Below are 21,150 nucleotides of genomic sequence, written 5' to 3'. Positions count from 1 at the left end.
GCGGATCTGACCTGTCATCAGAACGAGAACAAACATGTTTAAACCGGAACTCCTTTCCCCGGCGGGAACGCTGCAAAATATGCGTTACGCTTTCGCCTATGGTGCCGACGCCGTTTACGCGGGCCAGCCGCGCTACTCGCTGCGCGTGCGTAACAACGAATTCAACCACGAGAATCTTCAGCTCGGCATCAATGAAGCGCATGCCCTGGGCAAAAAATTCTACGTGGTGGTGAACATCGCGCCGCACAACGCCAAGCTGAAAACGTTCATTCGCGACCTGAAGCCGGTCGTGGAGATGGGGCCGGACGCGCTGATCATGTCGGACCCGGGTTTAATCATGCTGGTTCGGGAGAACTTCCCGGAGATGGACATTCACCTCTCGGTGCAGGCTAACGCCGTCAACTGGGCAACGGTGAAATTCTGGAAACAGATGGGGCTGACCCGCGTCATTCTGTCCCGCGAGCTGTCCCTCGAAGAGATCGAAGAGATCCGCACCCAGGTGCCGGATATGGAGATCGAAATCTTCGTTCACGGCGCGCTGTGCATGGCCTACTCCGGCCGCTGCCTGCTCTCTGGCTACATCAACAAGCGTGACCCGAACCAGGGCACCTGCACCAACGCCTGCCGCTGGGAATATAACGTTCAGGAAGGCAAAGAAGATGACATCGGCAATATCGTGCACAAACACGAGCCGATCCCGGTCACCAACGTTGAGCCAACGCTGGGTATCGGCGCGCCTACCGACAGCGTGTTTATGATCGAAGAAGCCAAACGTCCGGGCGAATACATGACCGCCTTCGAAGACGAGCATGGCACCTACATCATGAACTCCAAAGATCTGCGCGCCATCGCACACGTCGAGCGTTTAACCCAGATGGGCGTACACTCCCTGAAAATCGAAGGCCGCACCAAGTCTTACTACTACTGCGCCCGTACCGCACAGGTGTATCGCAAAGCCATCGACGATGCCGCCGCCGGCAAACCGTTCGACACCAGCCTGCTGGAAACGCTGGAAGGTCTGGCGCATCGCGGCTATACCGAAGGTTTCCTGCGTCGTCACACCCACGACGACTACCAGAACTACGAGCATGGCTACTCTATTTCCGAACGCCAGCAGTTTGTAGGCGACTTCACCGGCGAACGTAAAGGTCCGCTGGCCGCCGTCGCCGTAAAAAACAAATTCACTAAAGGCGACAGCCTGGAGCTGATGACGCCTCAGGGCAACATGAACTTCCGCCTGGAGCACCTGGAAAACAAAAAAGGTGAGGCGATAGAGGTCGCTCCTGGCGACGGCCATGTGGTCTGGCTGCCGGTTCCTGAAGAGGTAGAGCTGGAGTTTGCACTGCTGATGCGTAATTTTGAAGGTGAAAATACCCGAAATCCACACGGCAAATAGTCAATCAACGGGATTTTTTCTCGCCGGGATAATTCTTAGAATCGGATCACATACCGCTTCGTTCAATACGGGTATTATCCCCCCGCTGAAAAACATAACCCATAAATGCTAGCTGTACCAGGAACCACCTCCTTAGCCTGCGTAATCTCCCTTACGCGGGCTTATTTTTTTTACCCCTGAAAGTTAAAATGGAGTTGCGTTGACCTGGTGGGGGGTCGTGTCAGCATTTGGCATAGCATATAAGGGAATCGTACAGACAAAGGATCTGTATCCCATCTTTTAATGGATTAGAGAAGGATGAAAACTATTCGGAACATTCCTAATTGTAAGAGATGGCAGCCCCCTTACTCTTGATTCAAGAACAGCCTACGATTCACCTGGACGGAGAGAGATGAAGTGACATTCCCAGGTCAGTTTTCAAAGGATATTCCAGATTACGAAATCGCACGTAGTCTTGGTCTTGCCTCTGGCTGCGATATAAATTTCACAGCACTTGCAGGTCAACTGGACTGTAGCAGAAATTTTAATCAGGCCGGGATTATCTACTCAGACGGTGCACGTCAGTGGTTAGTACGGCCATCAAGAAGAATCGCGACACCAAACGAAAGCTCGGTTAGTCATGTAGTCATAACCAAAGTAAATGCCTCATTAGTTAACCCTGTTCAGGCAACAACGGCGACGATTAAGTCCCCTTCCCTGGCAACTGAAATTGGTTCAACGGCAATTTCCTGCGGAGCCGCAATACTTACTGTTGTTCTTGCGGCAGGTGCCGGCATGGCTATTCCACTCACCGCAGGGTCTTCCGGTGCTATAGCCGCTGTGATCTTGGCCGGTGGTGTTGCGACAGGAATTCAATGTGCAAATGGGCTTGGCCGCCTGTCGTTGATTGCTATGAATCATGATGACTATGTTGCGTGGATGGACTCCCAGGAGTGGTATACAGCAACCAACACAGCCCTGGATGCGATTTCTCTTGCCGGGGCTGCTGCGGGTTTAAAAAGCGCTGTATTGACCTATCGCCTTCTTAACCGTTCATCGTCTGAGAGTTTGCTCTCTTTATTACAAAAAATGAGCCGGGCTGACCGTACGCGATTAACAGAGGAGATTATTCGTATCCGCAATCCCGGCATCTCGAATTCAGGTGTAAAAGCCGCAATGAAAGCAGGCGTGTATCCTAAACGTTATCCGTCAGAAGCGTTGCAGTTGCTCTTACAGCGTGAGTTGCTGAACACCATTTCAAATTCCTCTGCCTTTGTTGGAAGTGCTATCTCAGGAAATATCAGAAATCCGCAGAATGTTGCACAAACGGGTAAATACATTTTTGGTTTAATTCAGTCTTTTTCATTTACAGGAAGTTATTGACCCGTCCATGATGAAATACATTAAAAATAGCCTTACATTAAGTGCCTTGGTTAACTGTAAAATGGCGACCGATGATCTCCACCAGCTTGAAACATTAAAAGAAGAATTAAAAGATCAGTTCGGCGTTCCTGTGGGCGTACATATGACAGGGATTCCTCTGGCAGTTAGCACATTACTTGCTATTTTTTGCTACGCCATGGTGCAAGTTTCCCTCTGGCTGTTGCTGTTTCGCTGGCTCGGCTTAGCTGAATTTAAGGTTATGATGGGAGTATTCATTGCAGCAATTGTGTATTGTCTGATAGTGATGAGCACGATGTTTCTGACTACACGGGGATCTTTGCCTGGATATAAACTGCATATTTTCGTCATTACGCTGACAGGCATAATCAGCATCGTTTATTTCATCTGGACAGGGATTTCGCTTTTAATCGGCCCTGTTGAGAACTACACACCGCAAATAACCTCTTTGTTGGGGCTGGGTTTTTTCTGTCTGAACATTAAGTGGATGGATTCATCGATTTTTTACCGTTCAATTGCGCTAACGCTACATAATCGGGTCTGGCGTAAGCAGCTCAAAATTGAGGCAAGGCCAACGTCAGGCCTCTAACGTTAACCACAATTGCCATTTGAGTGCCAGTAACAGCCATGTAAGCGCTACGGGGTTCTTTGGTCGGGTTCAAAGGCCCCCTTACGCGGGCTTATTTTTTGCCTTTCATCCTGTTCTTACCCGCTTTTTCCTTCTCTGGGATACACTCTTTCTATAGTTAAAAAAGGGAGCAACCCGGATGGCATCCTATCCAGACAGTTTATTAATTCTCAATGGCAAAAGTGCAGGCAACGATCTGTTGCGCCAGGCGATCACCGAATTGCGTGAAGATGGCGCGCGCATTCACGTGCGGGTGACCTTTGAAAAAGGCGATGCGGCACGCTATATCGACGAAGGCATCAGGTTAGGCGCTGAGACCATCATTTCAGGCGGCGGCGACGGAACAATCAACGAGATCGCTGGTGCGCTTATTGACCTCAACACAGCACATCGCCCGGTGATGGGCATTTTACCGCTCGGTACCGCCAATGATTTTGCCACCAGCGCCGGCATACCTGAGGATTTAGGCAAAGCGCTGCAACTGGCTATCCTCGGGAAAGCGACCGCCGTCGACATTGCGCAGGTGAATGAAAGAACTTGTTTTATCAACATGGCAACGGGCGGTTTCGGCACGCGGATCACCAGCGAAACGCCGGAGAAGCTGAAAGCCGCGCTGGGCGGCGTCTCGTACCTCATTCACGGCCTGATGCGCATGGACACCCTCAAGCCCGACAGCTGTGAAATCCACGGTGAGAACTTCCACTGGCAGGGCGACGCGCTGGTGATTGGTATCGGCAACGGACGTCAGGCAGGCGGCGGACAGCAGCTTTGCCCGGAAGCCCTGATTAATGATGGTCAGCTACAGTTGCGCATTTTTACTGGCGACGGGCTGCTGCCCGCGCTGTTTACGACGCTGACGCAGCCAGAGGAGAGCCCCAATATCATCGCCGGGAAATCCGCGTGGTTTGAAGTGATCGCCCCACACGGCATGACCTTTAACCTTGATGGCGAACCGCTGAGCGGAGAGAAATTCCGCATCGAAGTTGTTCCGGGCGCGTTGCAGTGCCGATTACCGCCGGATTGTCAGCTCTTGCGCTGATGGTTTGCCGGGTGGCGGCTACGCCTTACCCGGCCTACAGGACCGATCGCGTAGCCGCCACCCGGCTACCTAATACACCGCCACCTCCCGCGCCATCTCGCGGGAATACTGCTGTGAGGCATTGACCAGCATCCGCGTATAGTCGGTTTTGGCCTGCCCGGCGACCAGTTCGTCCACCGTCAGGCTTTCAAGGATTTTGCCATACTGCATTACCGCCACCTTCTGACACAGATGGGCAATCACGCCCAGATCGTGGGTGACCATCAGGTAGGTCAGGTTCGACTCACGCTGAAGTTCCGCCAGCAGGTTGAGGATTTCCGCCTGAACCGAGACGTCCAGCGCCGAGGTAGGTTCATCCAGCAGCAGCACCTGCGGCTCCAGAATCAGCGCCCTGGCAATCGCCACGCGCTGGCGCTGCCCGCCGGAAAGCTGGTGCGGATAGCGATCGCGAAACGCCCGGTTAAGCCCAACTTTATCCAGCAGGGCGTGAACGCGCCGCTCCCGATTTTTTATGCGGTGAATGTGCAGCGGCTCTTCCAGAATATCGCCGATGGTGTGACGCGGATGCAAAGAGCCGTACGGATCCTGAAATACCATCTGCACCCGGCGGCAGCGTTCCTGGCTGATACGTTTTTCCAGCCGCTTGCCGTTAATCGCCAGCTCGCCCTCCCAGTGGGTAAACAGCCCGGCAAGGCATTTCAGCACCGTGGTTTTGCCCGAACCGGACTCCCCCACCAGGCCGTAAATCTCGCCGTCCCTCACACTGATATTCACATCGTCCAGCACCTGATTACGCTTCTCGCCCTCGCCAAACGTCAGGTTAAGGTGTTGTATCTCGATCATCTCTGCTCCTTACTCGGTGAGCCAGCTGGCCTGACGCTGTAATACCGGCAGCGTCGGTCGGCGATGGTTGATTTCCGGTAGCGCGCTGATGAGCCCCTGGGTGTAGGGATGCCTGGCGTTGTGCAGATCCTTCGCGGCAATCGACTCCACCACCCGTCCGGCGTACATCACCAGCACCCGGTCGCAGAAGCTGCGCACCAGGTTGATGTCGTGGCTGATAAAGATCAGCCCCAGACCGCGGGACTGCACCAGGTCATCCAGTAACCCCAGCACCTGCAAGCGCACCGACACGTCCAGCGCCGAAGTCGGCTCGTCGGCAATGACCAGCTCGGGATCGGCGATCAGCATCATGGCGATCATGATGCGTTGCCCCTGCCCGCCGGAAATCTCGTGCGGACAGAGGTGATACACCCGCTCCGGCTGGCGAATGCGCACCACGTCGAGCATCTCCAGCACTCTGGCTTTGGCTTCCGCCTTGCGCCCCGGATGATGGGTCAGCCAGGCTTCGGCAATTTGGTCGCCCACGCACACCACCGGGTTAAGGGAGTATTTCGGGTCCTGCATGATCATCGAGATGCGCTTGCCGCGAATGCCGCGCATCTGCGCCTCGCTGACGGCCTGTAAATCGACATCGCCAAACTGCATCCGCGCCGCGCGGATCTGCGCTTTGGCCGGATGCAGGCGTAGCAGCGCCCGCCCGACGGTGGATTTACCGGAACCGGATTCACCGACAATCGCCAGCTTTTCGCGTCCGAGCTGGAAAGAGACGCCGCGCACCGCGTGGGTGACCGCGTCGCCGTTGATAAAATCGACGTGGAGATCGCGCACGTCGAGCATCGGGTTATTCGCTACGAGGATCGAGGATGTCACGCAGGCCATCTCCTAAGAAGTTGAACGCCAGACTGTTGATCAGGATCGCCAGCCCCGGAATAGTCACCACCCACCAGCACTCCATCATGTAGGTACGACCGCTGGAGATCATCGCTCCCCACTCCGGCTCCGGCGGCTGTGCGCCAAGGCCAAGAAAGCCCAGCCCGGCGGCGGTGAGAATGATCCCCGCCATGTTCATGGTGATGCGGATAATCACTGACGGCAGGCACAGCGGGACAATGTGACGCCACAGTACGCGCACCGGGGAAGCACCCTGAAGCCGCACGGCCGAGACAAAATCGGCCTGGCGCAGAGAGAGGGTTTCGGCGCGCGCCAGACGGGCAATCGGCGGCCAGGCGGTGAGCGTAATCGCAATCACCACGTGCTCCAGCCCCGGCCCGAGCGCCGCGACAAACGCCAGCGCCAGCACCAGGCTCGGGAAGGAGATAAAGATATCGGTGACGCGCATCAGCACCGCGTCCACCCTGCCGCCGAAGTAGCCTGCGGTGACGCCCAGCAGCAGCCCCAGCGGGCCAACGGTCACGGAGACCAGCAGCACGATGTAGAGCGTGATGCGCGCGCCGTACACCAGCCGGCTGAAGATGTCCCGGCCAAACTCGTCGGTGCCGAACCAGTGCAGTGCGTTCGGGGCGACCAGCGCGTTATTGAGGTCCTGCACCAGCGGGTTGTACGGCGCGATCAGCGGGGCAAACGCCGCCACAATCAGCAGCAGCAGGATAATCCCGCCGCCGATGGCGGTGAGCGGATTGCGCGCCATCTTGCCGACGAAGCCCGCGGCGCGGCCCAGCGTGCGTCTGATACGCTGGCGGCGTTCGGATGGCCCGGTCCCCAGCGGCGAATCCAGAGAAACGGTCATGATTTCGTCCTCGGGTCAAAGAGTTGATACAGCATGTCGGAGAGCAGGTTCAGCATCACGAAGATGACCCCCACCAGCAGCACGCAGCCCATGACCGCGTTCATATCCCCGAGCAGCAGGCTGCCGGTGAGATACGAACCGAAGCCCGGCCAGGAGAAGACGGTTTCAATCAGCACCGCCCCCTCCAGCAGCGAGCCGTAGGCCAGCGCCACTACCGTCAGGAGCTGCACGAGAATGTTGCGAAACGCGTGATTCCAGATCACCTGACGTTCAGTTAAGCCCTTCACCCGGGCAGTGATAATGAACTCCTGCGACAGCTGCGCCAGCATAAAGCTGCGGGTCATGCGGCTGATGTAGGCCAGCGAGTGGAAGCCGAGCAACGACGCGGGCAAAACCAGATGGTTAATGGCGTTCCAGAACACCGCGCCGTTTCCGGCCAGCAATGCATCCACCGTCATCAGCCCGGTACGGCGCGGGACTACCCCCTCCAGTCCGAGATCCAGACGCCCCGCGCCCCCCACCCAGCCAAGCCAGGCGTAGAACAGCAGCAGCCCCATCATCCCGACCCAGAAAATCGGCGTGGAATAACCCGCCAGACTGATGATGCGCACCACGTAGTCGGAAACGCTGTTGCGCCGCGCCGCCGCCAGTACGCCCAGCGGAATGCCCAGACCCGCACCGACGATAATCGCCATCGTCGCCAGCTCGAGCGTCGCCGGGAAGACGCGCAGAATATCGGCAGTCACCGGTTTACCCGTCAGCAGGGCATTGCCCAGATCGCCGTGCAGCAGGTTATTGAGGTAAATACCGAACTGAGCCAGCAGCGACCGGTCGAATCCCAGCTGGTGATAGACCTGCTGATAGGTGCTGTGGTCGGCATCCGGTCCGACAATCGCCAGCACCGGATCGACGGGCATTACGCGACCGATGAAAAAGGTCAGCAGCAGCAGACCGAACAGCGTCACCACCACCTGCGTTAACCGCTTTGAGAAGCGCCGGGTCCGTGAGCCGGGCGCGAGAATTGCCACACTCATTTGTCACCTCCGGTTTTGTAGACCTCACGCAGGAAGGTGGTGGCCGACGGGTGCGACTGGAAGTTCTTCACCTCGTTACGCACCACCACCGAATCGACCATCTGTGACAGGGGGATCATCGCCGGGATCAGCGCGTCGTAGCGGACCTGGATCTGCTGGTAGTCGGCGATCTGTTTTTCCGGATCGCGCTCCAGCGGGGCCTTGTCGATCATTTCGTTGAGCGGCTTGTCGTAGAAGCTGGTACGCCAGCCCTGGAAGTTGGTCAGACGGGCTTCATCGCTGTTGTCCGGGTTATAGACCAACGCCCGCAGGCTGGAGTGCGGATGGGGTTCGACGCCGCTACCGCCGCGCCCCACCAGCATGTCGAACTTGCGCTCGCGCATTGCGCCGTAAATCTGGTTCCCGGTGCCGGTGATGATTTTGGCGTTGATGCCCGCCTGCATCAGCGTCGACTGCACGGCGATGGCGATATTGAGGAACGGCTGATCCGCCAGCACCCGCAGGGTGGTGTCAAACCCGTCCGGGTAGCCCGCCTCCGCCAGCAGCTTTCTGGCGCGCGGGATATCGAGCCTATAGCCCGGGTCCGGCAGCGTGGACGGCATACCCGCCTTGATCGGGCGCTGGTGCAGCACGCCGTAGCCCGGCATCAGCGCTTTATTGATGCCCTGATAGTCAATCAAGTAGCGCACCGCTTCGCGCACCTTCGGGTTAGCGAAATGGGCCTCTTTCATGCTCATCGCCACGTAGTAGACCGTGCCTTTCTGCACGGCTTCGACGGTGAGCTGCGGGTCTTTGCGCAGGGCGTTAATGTCCGCCACCGCCATGTTGTTGGCAACGTCGAGGTCGCCTTTCTCAATCATCAGGCGCAGGGTTTGTGACTCCTGGAAATGACGCAGCACCACCCGGCTCATTTTGGGTTCTTCCCGCCAGTATTGCGGGTTGCGCTGCATGCGCAGCACATCCTTCGCCTGCCAGGTTTCCAGCATAAACGGGCCGGAACCCGCTTCGTTGGTGGTAAGCCAGCGGTTGCCCCAGTCGTTATTCACCGCGTGCTGCTGCACCGTTTTGCTGTCGAGCACGCCGAGGTTGCCGAGCGCGCCGAGGGAGTAGATCACCAGCTGCGGATCGTTAGGCTTAGGCAGAACAATTTGCACCGTGTAGGCATCGGGGGCGCTGATTTGGCTGTCGATGTTTTGCTTAGAAAATCCATACGACTTCCACACCGACGCCTGGGCAAGGTTGAGGTGCAGCAGACGGCGCATCGACCAGACCACATCCTCCGCCGTGAGCGGGTTGCCAGAGTGGAATTTAACGTCGTCACGCAGGTGAAAGGTCAGGGTTTTACGGTCCGGCGAAATATCCCAGGACGTCGCCAGCGCGGGCCTGACGTTGGTGAGCGCGTTCGGGTCCAGCTCCACCAGCGAATCGTAGAGATTGACCACTATGCCGACCACTTCGTTACCGGTCATCGCCGCCGGATCGAGTGTCAGGAGGTTGTTCATATTCATGCCGATGATGAGCTGGTCGGGCGGCGTTTTCGCGTACGCCGCACCGCTCCCCATCATCAGCGAGAGCGCGAGCAAGCACGCCCCGGCTAAGGGAGATCGTTTCATGTATATATCGCCTGTAGGGTACGTTTTTATCTGTCAGTCGTGGCTGACGGTATTGGCTTCGATATATGCAAAATTAATGTCTTCGCCCAGTCCCGGGCGGGTCGGCAGACTGACCATGCCGTTTTCGTCCATCGGGTCCACCAGGCTGTTGAGGTACGCCGCCGGTTGGTCGTAGTCGAGGAACGGGTGCAGCAGGCCGCGCTCGTACCAGCGGCAGTTTTTGATGGCGCCAATCACCGCCAGGCTGGCCGCGCCGTTGCCGTGTATTTCGCAGTCCATGCCAAAAGATTCCGCCAGGTTCGCCACCTTCAGCGTTGGGGAAATGCCGCCCACGCCGTTCGACCCTGCGCGCAGGATGTCGCAGGCCCCGGCTTTGATCCAGTCCGCGCGGCTGTGGTGCTTTCCGCCCAGGCTTTCCGGCCCGATAACCGGAATCGAGAGGTTCTCCGCCAGCCACGCGTAGGAGGCCATGCTCTCCTCTTCCATCGGCTCTTCAAACCAGGCGAAGTCAAGCTTTTCCAGCGCTTTGCCGATGTACAGCGCCTCGGTACGGCTGTACCAGTGGTAGCCGTCAATCATCAGGTCAATGTCCGGGCCAACCGCTTCACGCACGGCGGCACAGGCTTTGACGTCCATCTTTGGATTGGGGGCGAAAGAGACCGGCGGCATCCAGGTGTGCAGCTTGATGGCCTTGTAACCGCGCGCCACCAGCTTTTCGGCAAAGCTGGCGTACTCCTCCGGCGTGGATAATCCGCCCGGCAGATCGTCGCCGCACATGGTGCTGCCGTAGGCCGGCACCTTATCGCGATAGCCGCCAAGCAGTTTCCAGACCGGCAGGTTGAGCTTACGGCCAATCAGATCCCACAGCGCCTGTTCAACGAAGCCCAGCGCACGCTCGGTCAGCTGATGCGCGCTTCCCCGCTGCCAGTGCGCCAGATCCTGCCAGATGCGTTCCCGGTTGAATGCGTCCTGCCCCACCAGCACTTTGCGAAAGAAGGTATTGACCACAAAGGGGCGCACCACTTCCGGCGGCGCGAACGAATATCCGCGGGTGCCCTCTTCTGCCGTGATGGTCAGCATCGCCATTTTGGCCATGCTCTCCGGCCCCGGATGCGAATGCCCCGCGGCGTCAGAGACCCGACGCGTCGGGTACTGAAAAACAGTGACGTTTACAGATTCAATTTTCATTATCGATCCTTAAGTCCGGCGATAAGCCCAGAAGCAGAAAATGACAAAGGGGTTTTATGATTTTAAAAATGCGTTTCAGTATGTAATTTAAGCATAAAAAATCAGCACGTCCTCGGACAAAACGCGTTAAGGAGAGGCTATTTTTTGGGCATATGCACGGTCGGACGTGACAATTTTCACAAAAGCGCGGGGAAATGTGAGGTTGATCGGGAGACGTTATTTGAAGGTAAGCGCAGAAGCAGGAATATGCTGACCGGCAACAACCCGCGGAAACTTCTGCGCTTACAAATCAGTCAACTAACCCGCTTCCGGGGCTGGAACGGCAAGCTTTTCCAGCAGCGCATGCATAGACGCATACCGGCCACTGGCATTGTTAAAGCTGGCATGATGGCACGCTGGCGAGACGATGAGGGTTTTGAGCCCCGCACTAAGGGCGGCACGGTAGCCGCTCTGGCTGTCCTCAATCACTATGCACTGCGAGGCCGTCAGGCCTAATTTTCGCAGCGCCGAGAGATAGACGGCAGGGTGCGGTTTTCCGTAGCGTTCATCGTCGGCGCTGCAAATGACCTCAAAATAGTGACCCATCCTGAGTTTCTTAAGCACCGCATGCACGATTTCATGCGACGAAGAGGTGGCAAGTGCAATCCGGTAACCTGCCTCACGAAAATACGACATCACGTCGTAGATGCCCTCTATCGCTTTGCCTTCCCGGCCAATCAGTTCGATGATGCGCAGACGAATGGCCGCTTCAATCATTTCAGGATCGGCCTCAAGTTTGCAGTATTCGCACCAGGTCCGGGCAATCTCATCCAGCCGCTTGCCTTTCGTCAGTGACTCACACTCTTCGTCGCTGACCTCAGCACGCCAGCCTGCCAGAGCTGCTTTCTGCGCCTGACGCCACAGGCCTTCGGAGTCAATGATGACGCCATCCATGTCAAAAATTACCGCCTTAACATCCATCATACGTCTCCGTGAATGGCCCGACGCTGCCGTCAGGCCTGAATAAATTACGAAATTCCGACCGTTTCACCCTTACAGGTTTCCTGACGAACAAACCCAGGCTGTTCAACCCGAATAAACGGACACAGGATGAAGGCCACGACATACAGCGCCGTGTAGGCAATGACCACGCCGAGCGTGCTGAACCAGGGCAGCAGCACCACGGCAATCGCCGGCGCAAGGAAGTTAGACAGACCGGCAATACTGCGGTTGGTGTAGAGCAGCGTCGCCGCACGGCCCAGCTCGGCGAATTTTTCCCGGGTGGAGAGAGTCTGCATATGCCGTGGCGTTTCCACCTTACGCATAGAGACCAGCGCAATGATCCCGCCGGTTACGCAGAATGCCAGCGCCAGCCACAGGGTGCCCATCTCCCCGATGTGCGGAATGGTAAAGCTCGGAATGTAGCTGCCGAACACGCCGATGCCGATAGAGTAAACCGCCCAGAACCAGCCCAGCGCCGCGCTGGTACTGTCGCTGCGAACGTTATGCACAATGGCGACGATAAAGGCATAGAGGAACAGCGGATAGGCCAGGCCGCGGATCCCGTAGAACAGCAGAATTAATGCGTAATTTGCCTGACCCAGACCAAAAACGAGAAACAGGACGTGGAAAACGCACCACAGGACGAAGCCAATCAGCATGGTTTTTTGCGGGGTGATGATTTCAGCCACCACGCCGGAAATCCATGCGGAGAGCGCCGCCGCGAGACCGTAGAGCGTGAAGGCGAAAGAGGCTTCAGCAGGCGTGAAGCCCAGCGCCTTAATATAGTGCGACAGGAATGCCAGCTCGAAACCATCGCCCGTCATAAAGACCGCGATAGCGATATACCCCCAGACCAGACTCAGGGGTAATCCCAGCCATTGTTTGTTATTTAACGACATATTGACCTCGTTTTTAGGGTACAGGGAACCGCTCCGGCAGCATCGCCGGAGGGTCTTTGCCACAGAATTATGGGTTTCGGTAGTTCAGGTCGTTTTGGTAAAGCGCGTTAAACTGCTGGTAACGCGTCATCAGCGCACGGTGGCGCGCCGGATCGCTGCGCCAGGTTTTATAGACTTCAGGTTTTTCGCACACGGAAGCCAGCGGCTTACCGGCTGCGAGACAGGCCAGCCGTGCAGCCCCCAGCGCACCGCCGGTTTCGCCGCCCTTATGCGTCACCACCGGCATCGCCAGAATATCGGCCAGCAGCTGGGCCCAGAAGGGGCTCCGCGCCCCGCCGCCGACGAGGGAGCACTGTTCAATCTGCGTGCCGCTCTCCTGCAACACGCGAAGGCCATCGGCAATACCGAAGCTGACGCCTTCCAGCACCGCATACCCCATCAGCGCACGCTGGCTGGAGTGCGTTAGCCCCCAGAACATGCCCCGTGCACAGGGATCGTTATGCGGCGTACGTTCCCCGGAAAGGTACGGCAGGAACATCGGCGCGCTCGCTTTCTCCGCATCGCTTAGCTGGGCGATCTCCTCAAGCAATGCCAGCTCCGTGACGCCCACCAGACGGCAAAACCACTGTAGACAACTGGCGGCGCTTAACATCACGCTCATCTGATGCCACAGGTTTGGCAGCACGTGACAGAACGCGTGCACGGCAGACTGGGGCGCCGGACGGTAGGCATCTGTGACCACAAACAGCACGCCGGAGGTGCCCAGCGAAATAAACGCATCGCCCGGCGAAACGGCCCCAACCCCTATCGCGCTGACGGCGTTATCTCCCCCGCCGCCGGCAACGATAACCGAGGGGTTCAGACCCCACCGCTGCGCTACCGCAGGTTCGAGTAGCGCCGAGACCTCACACCCTTCCACCAGCGCAGGCATGGCGGCACGCGACAGCCCACATTTTTCCAGCAGTGCATCCGACCAGTCTCGTTTTCCCACATCCAGCCACAGCGTCCCTGCCGAGTCCGACATATCAGAGATTTTTTTTCCGGTCATTTTGAAGCGCAGATAATCCTTCGGCAGCAGCACGGTGGCGAGACGGCTGAAGTTCTGCGGCTCATGACGGCGCACCCAGAGCAGCTTTGGTGCCGTAAACCCCGGCATTGCCAGGTTCCCCGCCACCTGGTGCAGCTCGGGCGCCATCTCTTCCAGCTCTGCGCACTCCTGCGCGCAGCGGGTGTCATTCCACAGGATGGCCGGACGCAGGGGTTCACCCGCGGCATCCAGCAGTACCGCACCGTGCATCTGTCCGGAAAGGCCAATGGCTTTTATCGCCTGCCAGTGGTGGCCGCACTTCTCCCGGAGGGTGGCAATCAGGTATTCGGTTGCCTCCCACCAGGCTTCCGGCGATTGTTCAGACCAGTGCGGCTTCGGACGCTGTATCGTCAGCGGCGCGCTATGGGTAGCGACAACGCCGTTGTTTTCGTCAATGACCAGCGCCTTTACTTCTGATGTGCCAAGATCGATGCCCAGATACATACCCACCTCTCACTTAATCAGCGCGTAGACGTCAGCGATTTTTTCACGCAGAAGCGCGGCAAAATCTTCCCGGCCGGTCAGATCGCCAAACAGGGCGGTATCGCTGGCATATCGGGCTATCGGATCGTCCGATTCGAACATCGCATGTACCGCAGAGGCGTTGAGGATACCGTCCTGGTATTCATATGGCAGCTTGCCGTGATGCCACTGCTCCATATAGACGTAGAACAGCGCAGGCAGCATAGCGGTAGCGTCAGGACGTACGCCGCGCTGGTAACATTCACGCAGCGTTGGGGCTATCATCGCCGGGATCTTCGAGAACCCGTCGGCCGCGACGCGCTGGTTGGTGTCCTGAATCCAGGGGTTGGTAAAACGCTTAAGCACCACGTCGCGGTAGGCTGGCAGATCGATGCCATTATCTCCCAGGCAGGGAATGACATCTTCCGTCACGTAGCGGTCGGCAATCTTGTAGATAAACTCTGTCAGCGTGCTTTCATGGATATACTGCTGCCCGACCAGAGTACCCGCCCAGGCGATACAGCTATGGGAGGCATTGAGGATGCGGATCTTCGCCTCTTCATAAGGGATGACGGATCCCACCAGCTCCACGCCCACCGTTTCCAGCGCGGGACGAACGTCGCGGAAATTGTCTTCAACCACCCACTGAATAAAGCGTTCCCCCATAACCGGGGCGTTATCGTCTATGCCCGTCCGGGCCTTAATGCGCGCCGGGAGATCGGCCGCCGGACGCGGTGTGATGCGATCCACCATGGTATTCGGACAGGTCGCATTAGCGCTCAGCCAGTCGATGACCCTCTGTTTGCCGCTGAGGGTTAAGAATTCAATCAACCCGTCGTGGAAGCGCTCGCCGTTATGCCGCACGTTGTCACAGTTAAGCAAGGTTACCGGACCCGCTCCGTTCGCCATACGCGCTTCGAGGATGCGGGCAATTGTCCCGTAGATGGTTTTACAGCCGCCCTTAATATCGCTCGCCAGATCGGCATTGGCCACATCCAGCCTGTGGCTGGTATCCAGATAGTAGCCCCCCTCCGTCACGGTAAACGCGATGACCCGAGTCTGCGGGTTCGCCCCTTCGGCAATCAGCGGCTGCAAATCCGCCTGCCACGGGATCAGCGTCTGAATCGAGGCGATCTCTTCATAGTCTCTCTCGCCTTCCGGGCTGACGGTCTCCAGTACATATCGCCCCTTCTGCGCGGCCAGCGCCTGCACCACATGTTCAGCATCGTTGCGTATGTTGCCCGCAGCGATGTGCCAGCGCGTATCGCCGCCGGCAATCAGGCGGTGCAGATACCACGCCTGATGCGCACGATGAAAAGACCCCAGTCCAATATGTAGCCATGTGTATTTCTCGGTCATTGTTCTGTTCTCCAGTGAGGTTATGGCTGAACTGTAGATGATCATTTGATTAAAATAAGAGCTACAGATCACAAAAGAACAAATGACCATTCAAATAACAAATGACCAATAAAGAGCAAACCGCTTGCCTCAGCGCGGAGCACCCGCCAGAATGACAGACAATTGTTGTGGGTGTTGACCGCCCTCAACCCCACTCTTGAGGCAGGGAAACGTGAGCAAAGAAGATGACATCAGGCTCGATCAAAAAGTGCGGGCGGCATGGATGTATTACATCGCCGGGCTTAATCAAAGCGAAATTGCCAGCCAGCTCGGCACATCAAGACCGGTGGTGCAGCGGCTGATTGCCGCCGCGAAAGAGGAAGGCATTGTCTCGATTGGGCTTCATCACCCTGTCGCTAACTGCCTCGATTATGCGCAACTTCTCGCGGAAAAATATCACCTGACCCACTGCAACATTGTGCCCGTCTACCGTAATGAAAGCGCGCTGGATAGCGTGACGTTTGGCTGTTATCAGCTGATGGCCCGCTACCTGCAAGGTGATAAACCCACGGTTGTCGGAATTGGCTCCGGACTGACGCTAAAAAAAACCATCAAGCGTATCGATTTTGACAGCCACAACACCCGCTGTGTTGCCCTGATCAGCGCCATGAACGAGCACGGGCAATGTAACTATTACGATGATGTGCCGTTGCTGCTGGCGCGTAAAATTCAGGGAAAATATTACCAGTGGCCGGCGCCGCGCTATGCTCAGTCCAGCGAGGAGCATGAGATGTGGTGCTCAAACCGCCTGTTCCGTAACGTCTGCGCCGTGGCGGATGCGGCCGATGTGATTTTTGTCGGCATCGGGGCGCTGGGCAGGCAGAGCCCTATCTTCAAAGACGGGTTTATCGATGAGGCACAGCTGGAAGAGTTGACCCAGCGCGGTGGCGTTGGCGAAATACTCGGACGCTTTATCGATGCCGACGGCAAGGTCATCGACAGCCAGATTAATCGCTTTATTACCAGCTACGATATTCGCCAGAGCCAGTGTCCACGTATTGCGGCCGCCTGCGGCGAGGATAAACGCCCGGCGATCCTTGCCGCCCTCAAAGGCGGCTGGGTAAACGGTCTGGTGACGGATGAACAGACCGCGCGCTGGCTGCTGACGCGTCAGGGCTAGCCCGTGACGCTCTGGCTGCCAATCAGTTCCGGTGGGATCTCAATACGCCTGACCGAGGTATCACCGGAATCGAGAATTTCAAATACCTTCTCCAGCATCGCCGGGACGTCCTGGCGCACCATGTCAATATCATGTCCCAGCAGAGAGACAAATGGGTCCCAGTCAAAACAACCCATCGGCGGCTGATTTTGGCCGGTCTGCCCGTTTTGGGCCAGCCAACGTACCACCCCCTCCAGCGAAATGGTCGAATTGACAAACAGCCCCTTTAACGCCGTCGATGGCGACGGGAAGGTGGCTCTGAGCTGCTCCTCCACGCGCGATGACGAGTATCCTGTGACCAGCAGCTGCTGTTCCGGAACGGTCAGCCCATGGGCCTGATGGGCATCAAGGAACCCGCGCAGGCGCTCTGCGGTGTTGTTATCACTCCGGCGTCCGCCCACGAAGGTCAGCGGAGCCAGCGAACCAAACCGTTTAAAGCTGCTGGCGAGGATCCGCTCTGTCAGCATCTTCGCGCCGCCGTAGTTATCCGAAATGATAGAGGGCGCCAGGGTACCCGGCAGATCAAGATTTAGCGTAGGTACGCCCGCCTGATGACAGAGTTCAGCAATTTTGTCCGGGTGTGTCGCCCCCGTGGCAATGACCCAGTCAACCTGCCAGGAGAGCATGGCACGGGCGGCATCCAGCTCGAGTTCCGGCTGTCGGCGTGTGCAGGTAATAATCGGCAACAGCCCTCTGGCACGCGCCATCTCTTCGAATTTTTCCGCTATAGAGCCGAAATAGCGGTTGTCATATTTCGGCACAATCATGCCGATAACGTTCGATTTCTTGCTGCGCAGCAGGCTTGCCTGACGGTTAACCGCGTAGCCCTGCTCTTGTGCAATGCGGGTTACCTTCTCTGCCAGGCTGGCGCTGATGCGGCGTTTCTTCCAGTTGCCATTCAAAATAGCACTCACCGCGCTGGCAGAAACGCCGGTGAGTTCCGCCAGATCGTAAATGGTCGTTTTCTTCGTTTTCTCAACGCGCGTCACAAAATCGCCTCTTCATTTTGAATGTCTCTTGCTGGAGAAATAAGCAAGTGCTAGATCTGCTTCATCGATTGAGCAGTTTGCTTCACGCGTCAGTCAGAACCCCCGTTCTTCACGCGAAAGCAGACACACCCTAAAAATCATCTCTGCATAAAGGATTATAAAATGAATCACTCTGTCCCCTCCATGAATAGTTCCCTTCAGGGCAAAGTCGCTGCTATCACTGGCGCCGCCTCAGGTATTGGCCTGGAGTGTGCAAAAACGCTGCTCGGCGCTGGCGCAAAGGTGGTGTTAATCGACCGTGAAGGCGAGAAGCTTCAGCGCATCGTCGCCGAGCTGGGCGAGAACGCGTTTGCCCTGCAAATCGATCTGTTCAAACCCGAGCAAGTCGACGCGATGCTGAGCGACATTGTCGGCCTCGCCGGCGGCCTGGATATTTTTCACGCCAATGCAGGCGCCTACATCGGCGGGCCGGTTGCTGAAGGCGACCCGGACGTCTGGGATCGCGTACTGAACCTGAATATCAACGCCGCCTTCCGCTGCGTTCGCGCCGTACTGCCGCATATGATTGCGCAGAAGTCAGGCGATATTATCTTCACCAGCTCCATTGCGGGCGTGGTGCCGGTTATCTGGGAGCCGATCTACACCGCGTCCAAATTTGCCGTTCAGGCGTTCGTGCATACCACCCGTCGTCAGGTCGCGGAACATGGCGTACGCGTCGGAGCCGTTCTGCCTGGGCCGGTAGTGACGGCTCTGCTCGACGACTGGCCGCAGGCCAAAATGGATGAAGCGCTGGCAAACGGCAGCCTGATGCAGCCGATTGAAGTCGCAGAATCGGTGTTATTCATGGTGACCCGTTCGAAGAACGTTACCGTCCGGGATCTGGTGATTCTGCCTAACAGCGTCGATCTTTAAGGGCCGCAAGGATGAAGAGTACACCAGAAACCGTTATCGGCGTAGACGTCGGCTCCGGCAGCGTCCGCGCGGGCATTTTCGATCTCAGCGGCAGGCTGCTTTCCCACGCGACGCAGAAAATTGCCACCGTGCACCGCAGCGGAAGCCGCGTGGAGCAGTCCAGCGCCGAGATCTGGCAGGCCGTTTGCCGCTGCATCCGCGAGGCGCTGGCGCGCTCCGGGACGACTCCGCAGAGCGTTGCCGGCATCGGGTTTGACGCCACCTGCTCGCTGGTGGTGTTGGACAACAATGGCGAACCGCTGGCGGTCAGCCCTGACGGTGAAGCGGAAAACAATATCATCGTCTGGATGGATCACCGTGCGACAGACCAGGCGGAGCGCATCAACGCCACCCATCATCCGGTGCTGGACTACGTTGGCGGGAAAATATCGCCCGAAATGGAGACGCCCAAGCTGCTGTGGCTGAAAGAAAACCATCGTGAGGTCTACGATCGCGCCTGGCAATTTTTCGATTTGGCCGATTTCCTGACCTGGCGCGCGACCGGCGATCTCACCCGTTCCATCTGTACCGTAACCTGTAAATGGACGTGGCTGGCCCATGAGAATCGCTGGGACCCGGACTATTTCCGCACCGTTGGCCTGGACGAGCTGGCCGGAGAAGATTTTGTCCGCATAGGGCAGCATATTGCCGCCCCCGGCACCCCTTGCGGCGAGGGCTTAACGGAGCAGGCCGCGCGTGAGATGGGCTTGCTGCCAGGCACGCCGGTGGCGGTAGGGTTAATTGATGCCCACGCTGGCGGCATCGGGACGTTGGGCGTTGGCGGCGGCGCGCTGAACAATCTCGCGTATGTTTTTGGCACCTCATCGTGCACCATGACCAGCGCCGAGAGCGCCGTTTTTGTGCCCGGCGTCTGGGGGCCTTATTTTAGCGCGATGGTACCTGGACTGTGGCTGATTGAGGGCGGACAAAGCGCCGCGGGTGCCGCTATCGATCGGTTATTAAGTTTCCATCCTGCCGCACCGCAAGCGCGCCAGCTGGCACAGGAATCAGACCTGCCGCTGCCGGTTTACCTGGCGGACCGGCTTTTACAGACCTTCGCCACCGCCTCAGAGGCGGTGAACCTGGCAGCAGGACTGCACGTGGTACCCGAATTTCTGGGTAACCGCGCGCCCTTTGCCGATCCCCATGCGCGGGCCACGATCTGCGGGCTGGGCATGGAGAACGATATCAATAACCTGATGGCACTGTATGTGGCCGGTCTGTGTGGTATCGGTTACGGTTTGCGACAAATCATTGACGCCCAGCGTGAATGCGGCGTACAGACCGAAAATATCGTTATCAGCGGCGGCGCGGGCCAGCACCCTTTCGTTCGCCAGCTGCTGGCAGATACCTGCGGGCTGCCGGTGTTAGCGACCCAATGCAGCGAACCGGTATTACTGGGTTCGGCCATTCTCGGGGCGGTGGCGGGAAATATAGCGCCTTCAGTGACCGATGCCATGAAACAATTTACCCACGTGGATAAATATTTCTATCCGCAAGCGAACTTTCAGTCCCTTCATCTGCGTCGATACGAGGCTTATAAGCAGTTACAACAGACTGCGACAGTAATCAGAGAATAAATACACGTCAGTATATTAGAGAAAAAGACAATAAGAAAACTCACGCCGGAATATTTCCGGTGTGGGCTTACCTGTACGCTACAAACGAGGTCAATATGTCCGAAATAAATAAACAGTGGCTGGGATTGCCGCTGAACCTGCTATGGGGATATCTGGCGATCGCGGTCTTTATGACGGGTGACGGTTTCGAGCTGGCATTCCTGTCGCACTATATTAAATCACTGGGCTTCACGCCTGCTGAAGCCTCTTTCGCCTTCACGCTCTACGGTCTCGCGGCGGCGCTCTCCGCGTGGATCTCCGGCGTGGTGGCTGAAATCATCACCCCGCAAAAAACCATGCTGATTGGCTTCGTGCTGTGGTGCGTTTTCCACGTCCTGTTTCTCGTTTTTGGTCTGGGTCAGGCAAATTACGCATTAATGCTGCTGTTTTACGGGATCCGCGGCCTGGCCTATCCGTTATTTTTGTACGCCTTCATCGTGGTCATTATTCATAATGTGCGTAGCGATAAATCCAGCTCGGCGCTGGGCTGGTACTGGGCGGTTTATTCCGTAGGTATTGGCGTGGCGGGCAGTTATATTCCGAGCTTTACCATTCCGCACATCGGGGAGATGGGCACCCTGTGGCTGGCACTGGCGTTTTGTCTGGCGGGGGGAATCATCGCCATGGTATCCCTGCGCAGCGTCAAAACCCCAACGCACATGCATAATCTCTCCACCCGGGAAAAATTCGCCGAGCTGGGCCGTGCGGCGACGCTGCTCTACACCAACCGCAGTATC

General features: G+C 57.3%; 19 protein-coding genes. 8 read left to right on the top strand and 11 right to left on the bottom strand.

Features of this window, described 5'->3' with window-relative positions:
• Positions 1 to 34: 34 nt before the first annotated feature.
• From yegQ to yegS, 4 genes are all read left to right on the top strand, one after another.
• On the top strand, positions 35 to 1,396 hold the full coding sequence (gene yegQ / locus H2Z33_RS16605) for a tRNA 5-hydroxyuridine modification protein YegQ (RefSeq protein ID WP_017383261.1): 1,362 nt from the start codon (positions 35 to 37) through the stop codon (positions 1,394 to 1,396).
• Positions 1,397 to 1,792: 396 nt separating this feature from the next.
• On the top strand, positions 1,793 to 2,758 hold the full coding sequence (locus H2Z33_RS16600) for a hypothetical protein (protein WP_045349323.1): 966 nt from the start codon (positions 1,793 to 1,795) through the stop codon (positions 2,756 to 2,758).
• Between the two features lie 7 nt (positions 2,759 to 2,765).
• Positions 2,766 to 3,365 (top strand): hypothetical protein, encoded by a 600-nt coding sequence (locus H2Z33_RS16595; protein WP_063134492.1) that lies wholly within the window; start codon positions 2,766 to 2,768, stop codon positions 3,363 to 3,365.
• A gap of 178 nt (positions 3,366 to 3,543) precedes the next feature.
• Complete coding sequence (yegS, locus tag H2Z33_RS16590) at positions 3,544 to 4,443, top strand: lipid kinase YegS (protein ID WP_015572360.1); 900 nt, start codon at positions 3,544 to 3,546, stop codon at positions 4,441 to 4,443.
• Between the two features lie 69 nt (positions 4,444 to 4,512).
• On the opposite strand, the gene H2Z33_RS16585 is transcribed toward yegS, so the two are convergent.
• The 10 genes from H2Z33_RS16585 to dalD form a co-directional block, all read right to left on the bottom strand.
• A complete protein-coding gene (locus H2Z33_RS16585) occupies positions 4,513 to 5,286 on the bottom strand; it encodes an ABC transporter ATP-binding protein (RefSeq protein ID WP_023295028.1) in 774 nt (257 codons plus the stop codon).
• Positions 5,287 to 5,295: 9 nt separating this feature from the next.
• Positions 5,296 to 6,156: an ABC transporter ATP-binding protein gene (locus tag H2Z33_RS16580; RefSeq protein ID WP_032104614.1), complete on the bottom strand. Its 861-nt coding sequence runs from the start codon at positions 6,154 to 6,156 to the stop codon at positions 5,296 to 5,298.
• The gene (locus tag H2Z33_RS16575) at positions 6,128 to 7,033 is read right to left on the bottom strand and encodes an ABC transporter permease (RefSeq protein WP_045142415.1); all 906 of its coding nucleotides are present in this window, start codon (positions 7,031 to 7,033) and stop codon (positions 6,128 to 6,130) included. Before H2Z33_RS16575 ends, H2Z33_RS16580 begins: the two co-directional genes overlap by 29 nt.
• Entirely contained in the window at positions 7,030 to 8,067 is a 1,038-nt protein-coding gene (locus H2Z33_RS16570) for an ABC transporter permease (RefSeq protein ID WP_017693076.1), read from the bottom strand. The genes H2Z33_RS16575 and H2Z33_RS16570 overlap by 4 nt, the downstream gene beginning before the upstream one ends.
• Complete coding sequence (locus H2Z33_RS16565; RefSeq protein ID WP_063134494.1) at positions 8,064 to 9,680, bottom strand: ABC transporter substrate-binding protein; 1,617 nt, start codon at positions 9,678 to 9,680, stop codon at positions 8,064 to 8,066. Before H2Z33_RS16565 ends, H2Z33_RS16570 begins: the two co-directional genes overlap by 4 nt.
• Positions 9,681 to 9,713: 33 nt before the next feature.
• On the bottom strand, positions 9,714 to 10,868 hold the full coding sequence (locus H2Z33_RS16560; protein WP_015572356.1) for a mandelate racemase family protein: 1,155 nt from the start codon (positions 10,866 to 10,868) through the stop codon (positions 9,714 to 9,716).
• A gap of 297 nt (positions 10,869 to 11,165) precedes the next feature.
• On the bottom strand, positions 11,166 to 11,831 hold the full coding sequence (locus H2Z33_RS16555) for an HAD family hydrolase (RefSeq protein WP_080296615.1): 666 nt from the start codon (positions 11,829 to 11,831) through the stop codon (positions 11,166 to 11,168).
• A gap of 44 nt (positions 11,832 to 11,875) precedes the next feature.
• Positions 11,876 to 12,748: an MFS transporter gene (locus H2Z33_RS16550; RefSeq protein ID WP_198091805.1), complete on the bottom strand. Its 873-nt coding sequence runs from the start codon at positions 12,746 to 12,748 to the stop codon at positions 11,876 to 11,878.
• A gap of 67 nt (positions 12,749 to 12,815) precedes the next feature.
• Positions 12,816 to 14,279: a xylulokinase gene (gene xylB / locus H2Z33_RS16545; RefSeq protein ID WP_015572354.1), complete on the bottom strand. Its 1,464-nt coding sequence runs from the start codon at positions 14,277 to 14,279 to the stop codon at positions 12,816 to 12,818.
• Between the two features lie 9 nt (positions 14,280 to 14,288).
• Positions 14,289 to 15,656, bottom strand: a complete 1,368-nt coding sequence (dalD, locus tag H2Z33_RS16540; RefSeq protein ID WP_032104897.1) for a D-arabinitol 4-dehydrogenase — start codon at positions 15,654 to 15,656, stop codon at positions 14,289 to 14,291.
• 211 nt (positions 15,657 to 15,867) lie between these two features.
• Here dalD and H2Z33_RS16535 point away from each other — a divergent pair, with 211 nt between their 5' ends.
• Entirely contained in the window at positions 15,868 to 16,815 is a 948-nt protein-coding gene (locus tag H2Z33_RS16535) for a sugar-binding transcriptional regulator (protein WP_017383561.1), read from the top strand.
• Here H2Z33_RS16535 and H2Z33_RS16530 read toward each other — a convergent pair.
• A complete protein-coding gene (locus H2Z33_RS16530) occupies positions 16,812 to 17,843 on the bottom strand; it encodes a substrate-binding domain-containing protein (RefSeq protein WP_063134496.1) in 1,032 nt (343 codons plus the stop codon). The two genes, H2Z33_RS16535 and H2Z33_RS16530, sit on opposite strands and share 4 nt — an antisense overlap.
• Before the next feature lie 162 nt (positions 17,844 to 18,005).
• Between H2Z33_RS16530 and H2Z33_RS16525 the strand changes: the two genes are divergently transcribed.
• The 3 genes from H2Z33_RS16525 to H2Z33_RS16515 all read left to right on the top strand — a co-directional run.
• Positions 18,006 to 18,755, top strand: a complete 750-nt coding sequence (locus H2Z33_RS16525) for an SDR family oxidoreductase (protein ID WP_161799062.1) — start codon at positions 18,006 to 18,008, stop codon at positions 18,753 to 18,755.
• Positions 18,756 to 18,766: 11 nt separating this feature from the next.
• Complete coding sequence (locus tag H2Z33_RS16520; RefSeq protein WP_045341911.1) at positions 18,767 to 20,374, top strand: FGGY-family carbohydrate kinase; 1,608 nt, start codon at positions 18,767 to 18,769, stop codon at positions 20,372 to 20,374.
• Between the two features lie 95 nt (positions 20,375 to 20,469).
• Positions 20,470 to 21,150, top strand: a 681-nt coding sequence (locus tag H2Z33_RS16515; RefSeq protein WP_194518674.1) for an MFS transporter, incomplete at its 3' end; no start/stop codon positions are given.

This window comes from Enterobacter sp. YSU (assembly GCF_016082135.1).
Lineage (GTDB): Bacteria > Pseudomonadota > Gammaproteobacteria > Enterobacterales > Enterobacteriaceae > Enterobacter > Enterobacter hormaechei_C.
Note: the sequence above shows the minus strand (reverse complement) of the source record. Positions and strands in the feature narration are given on the sequence as shown.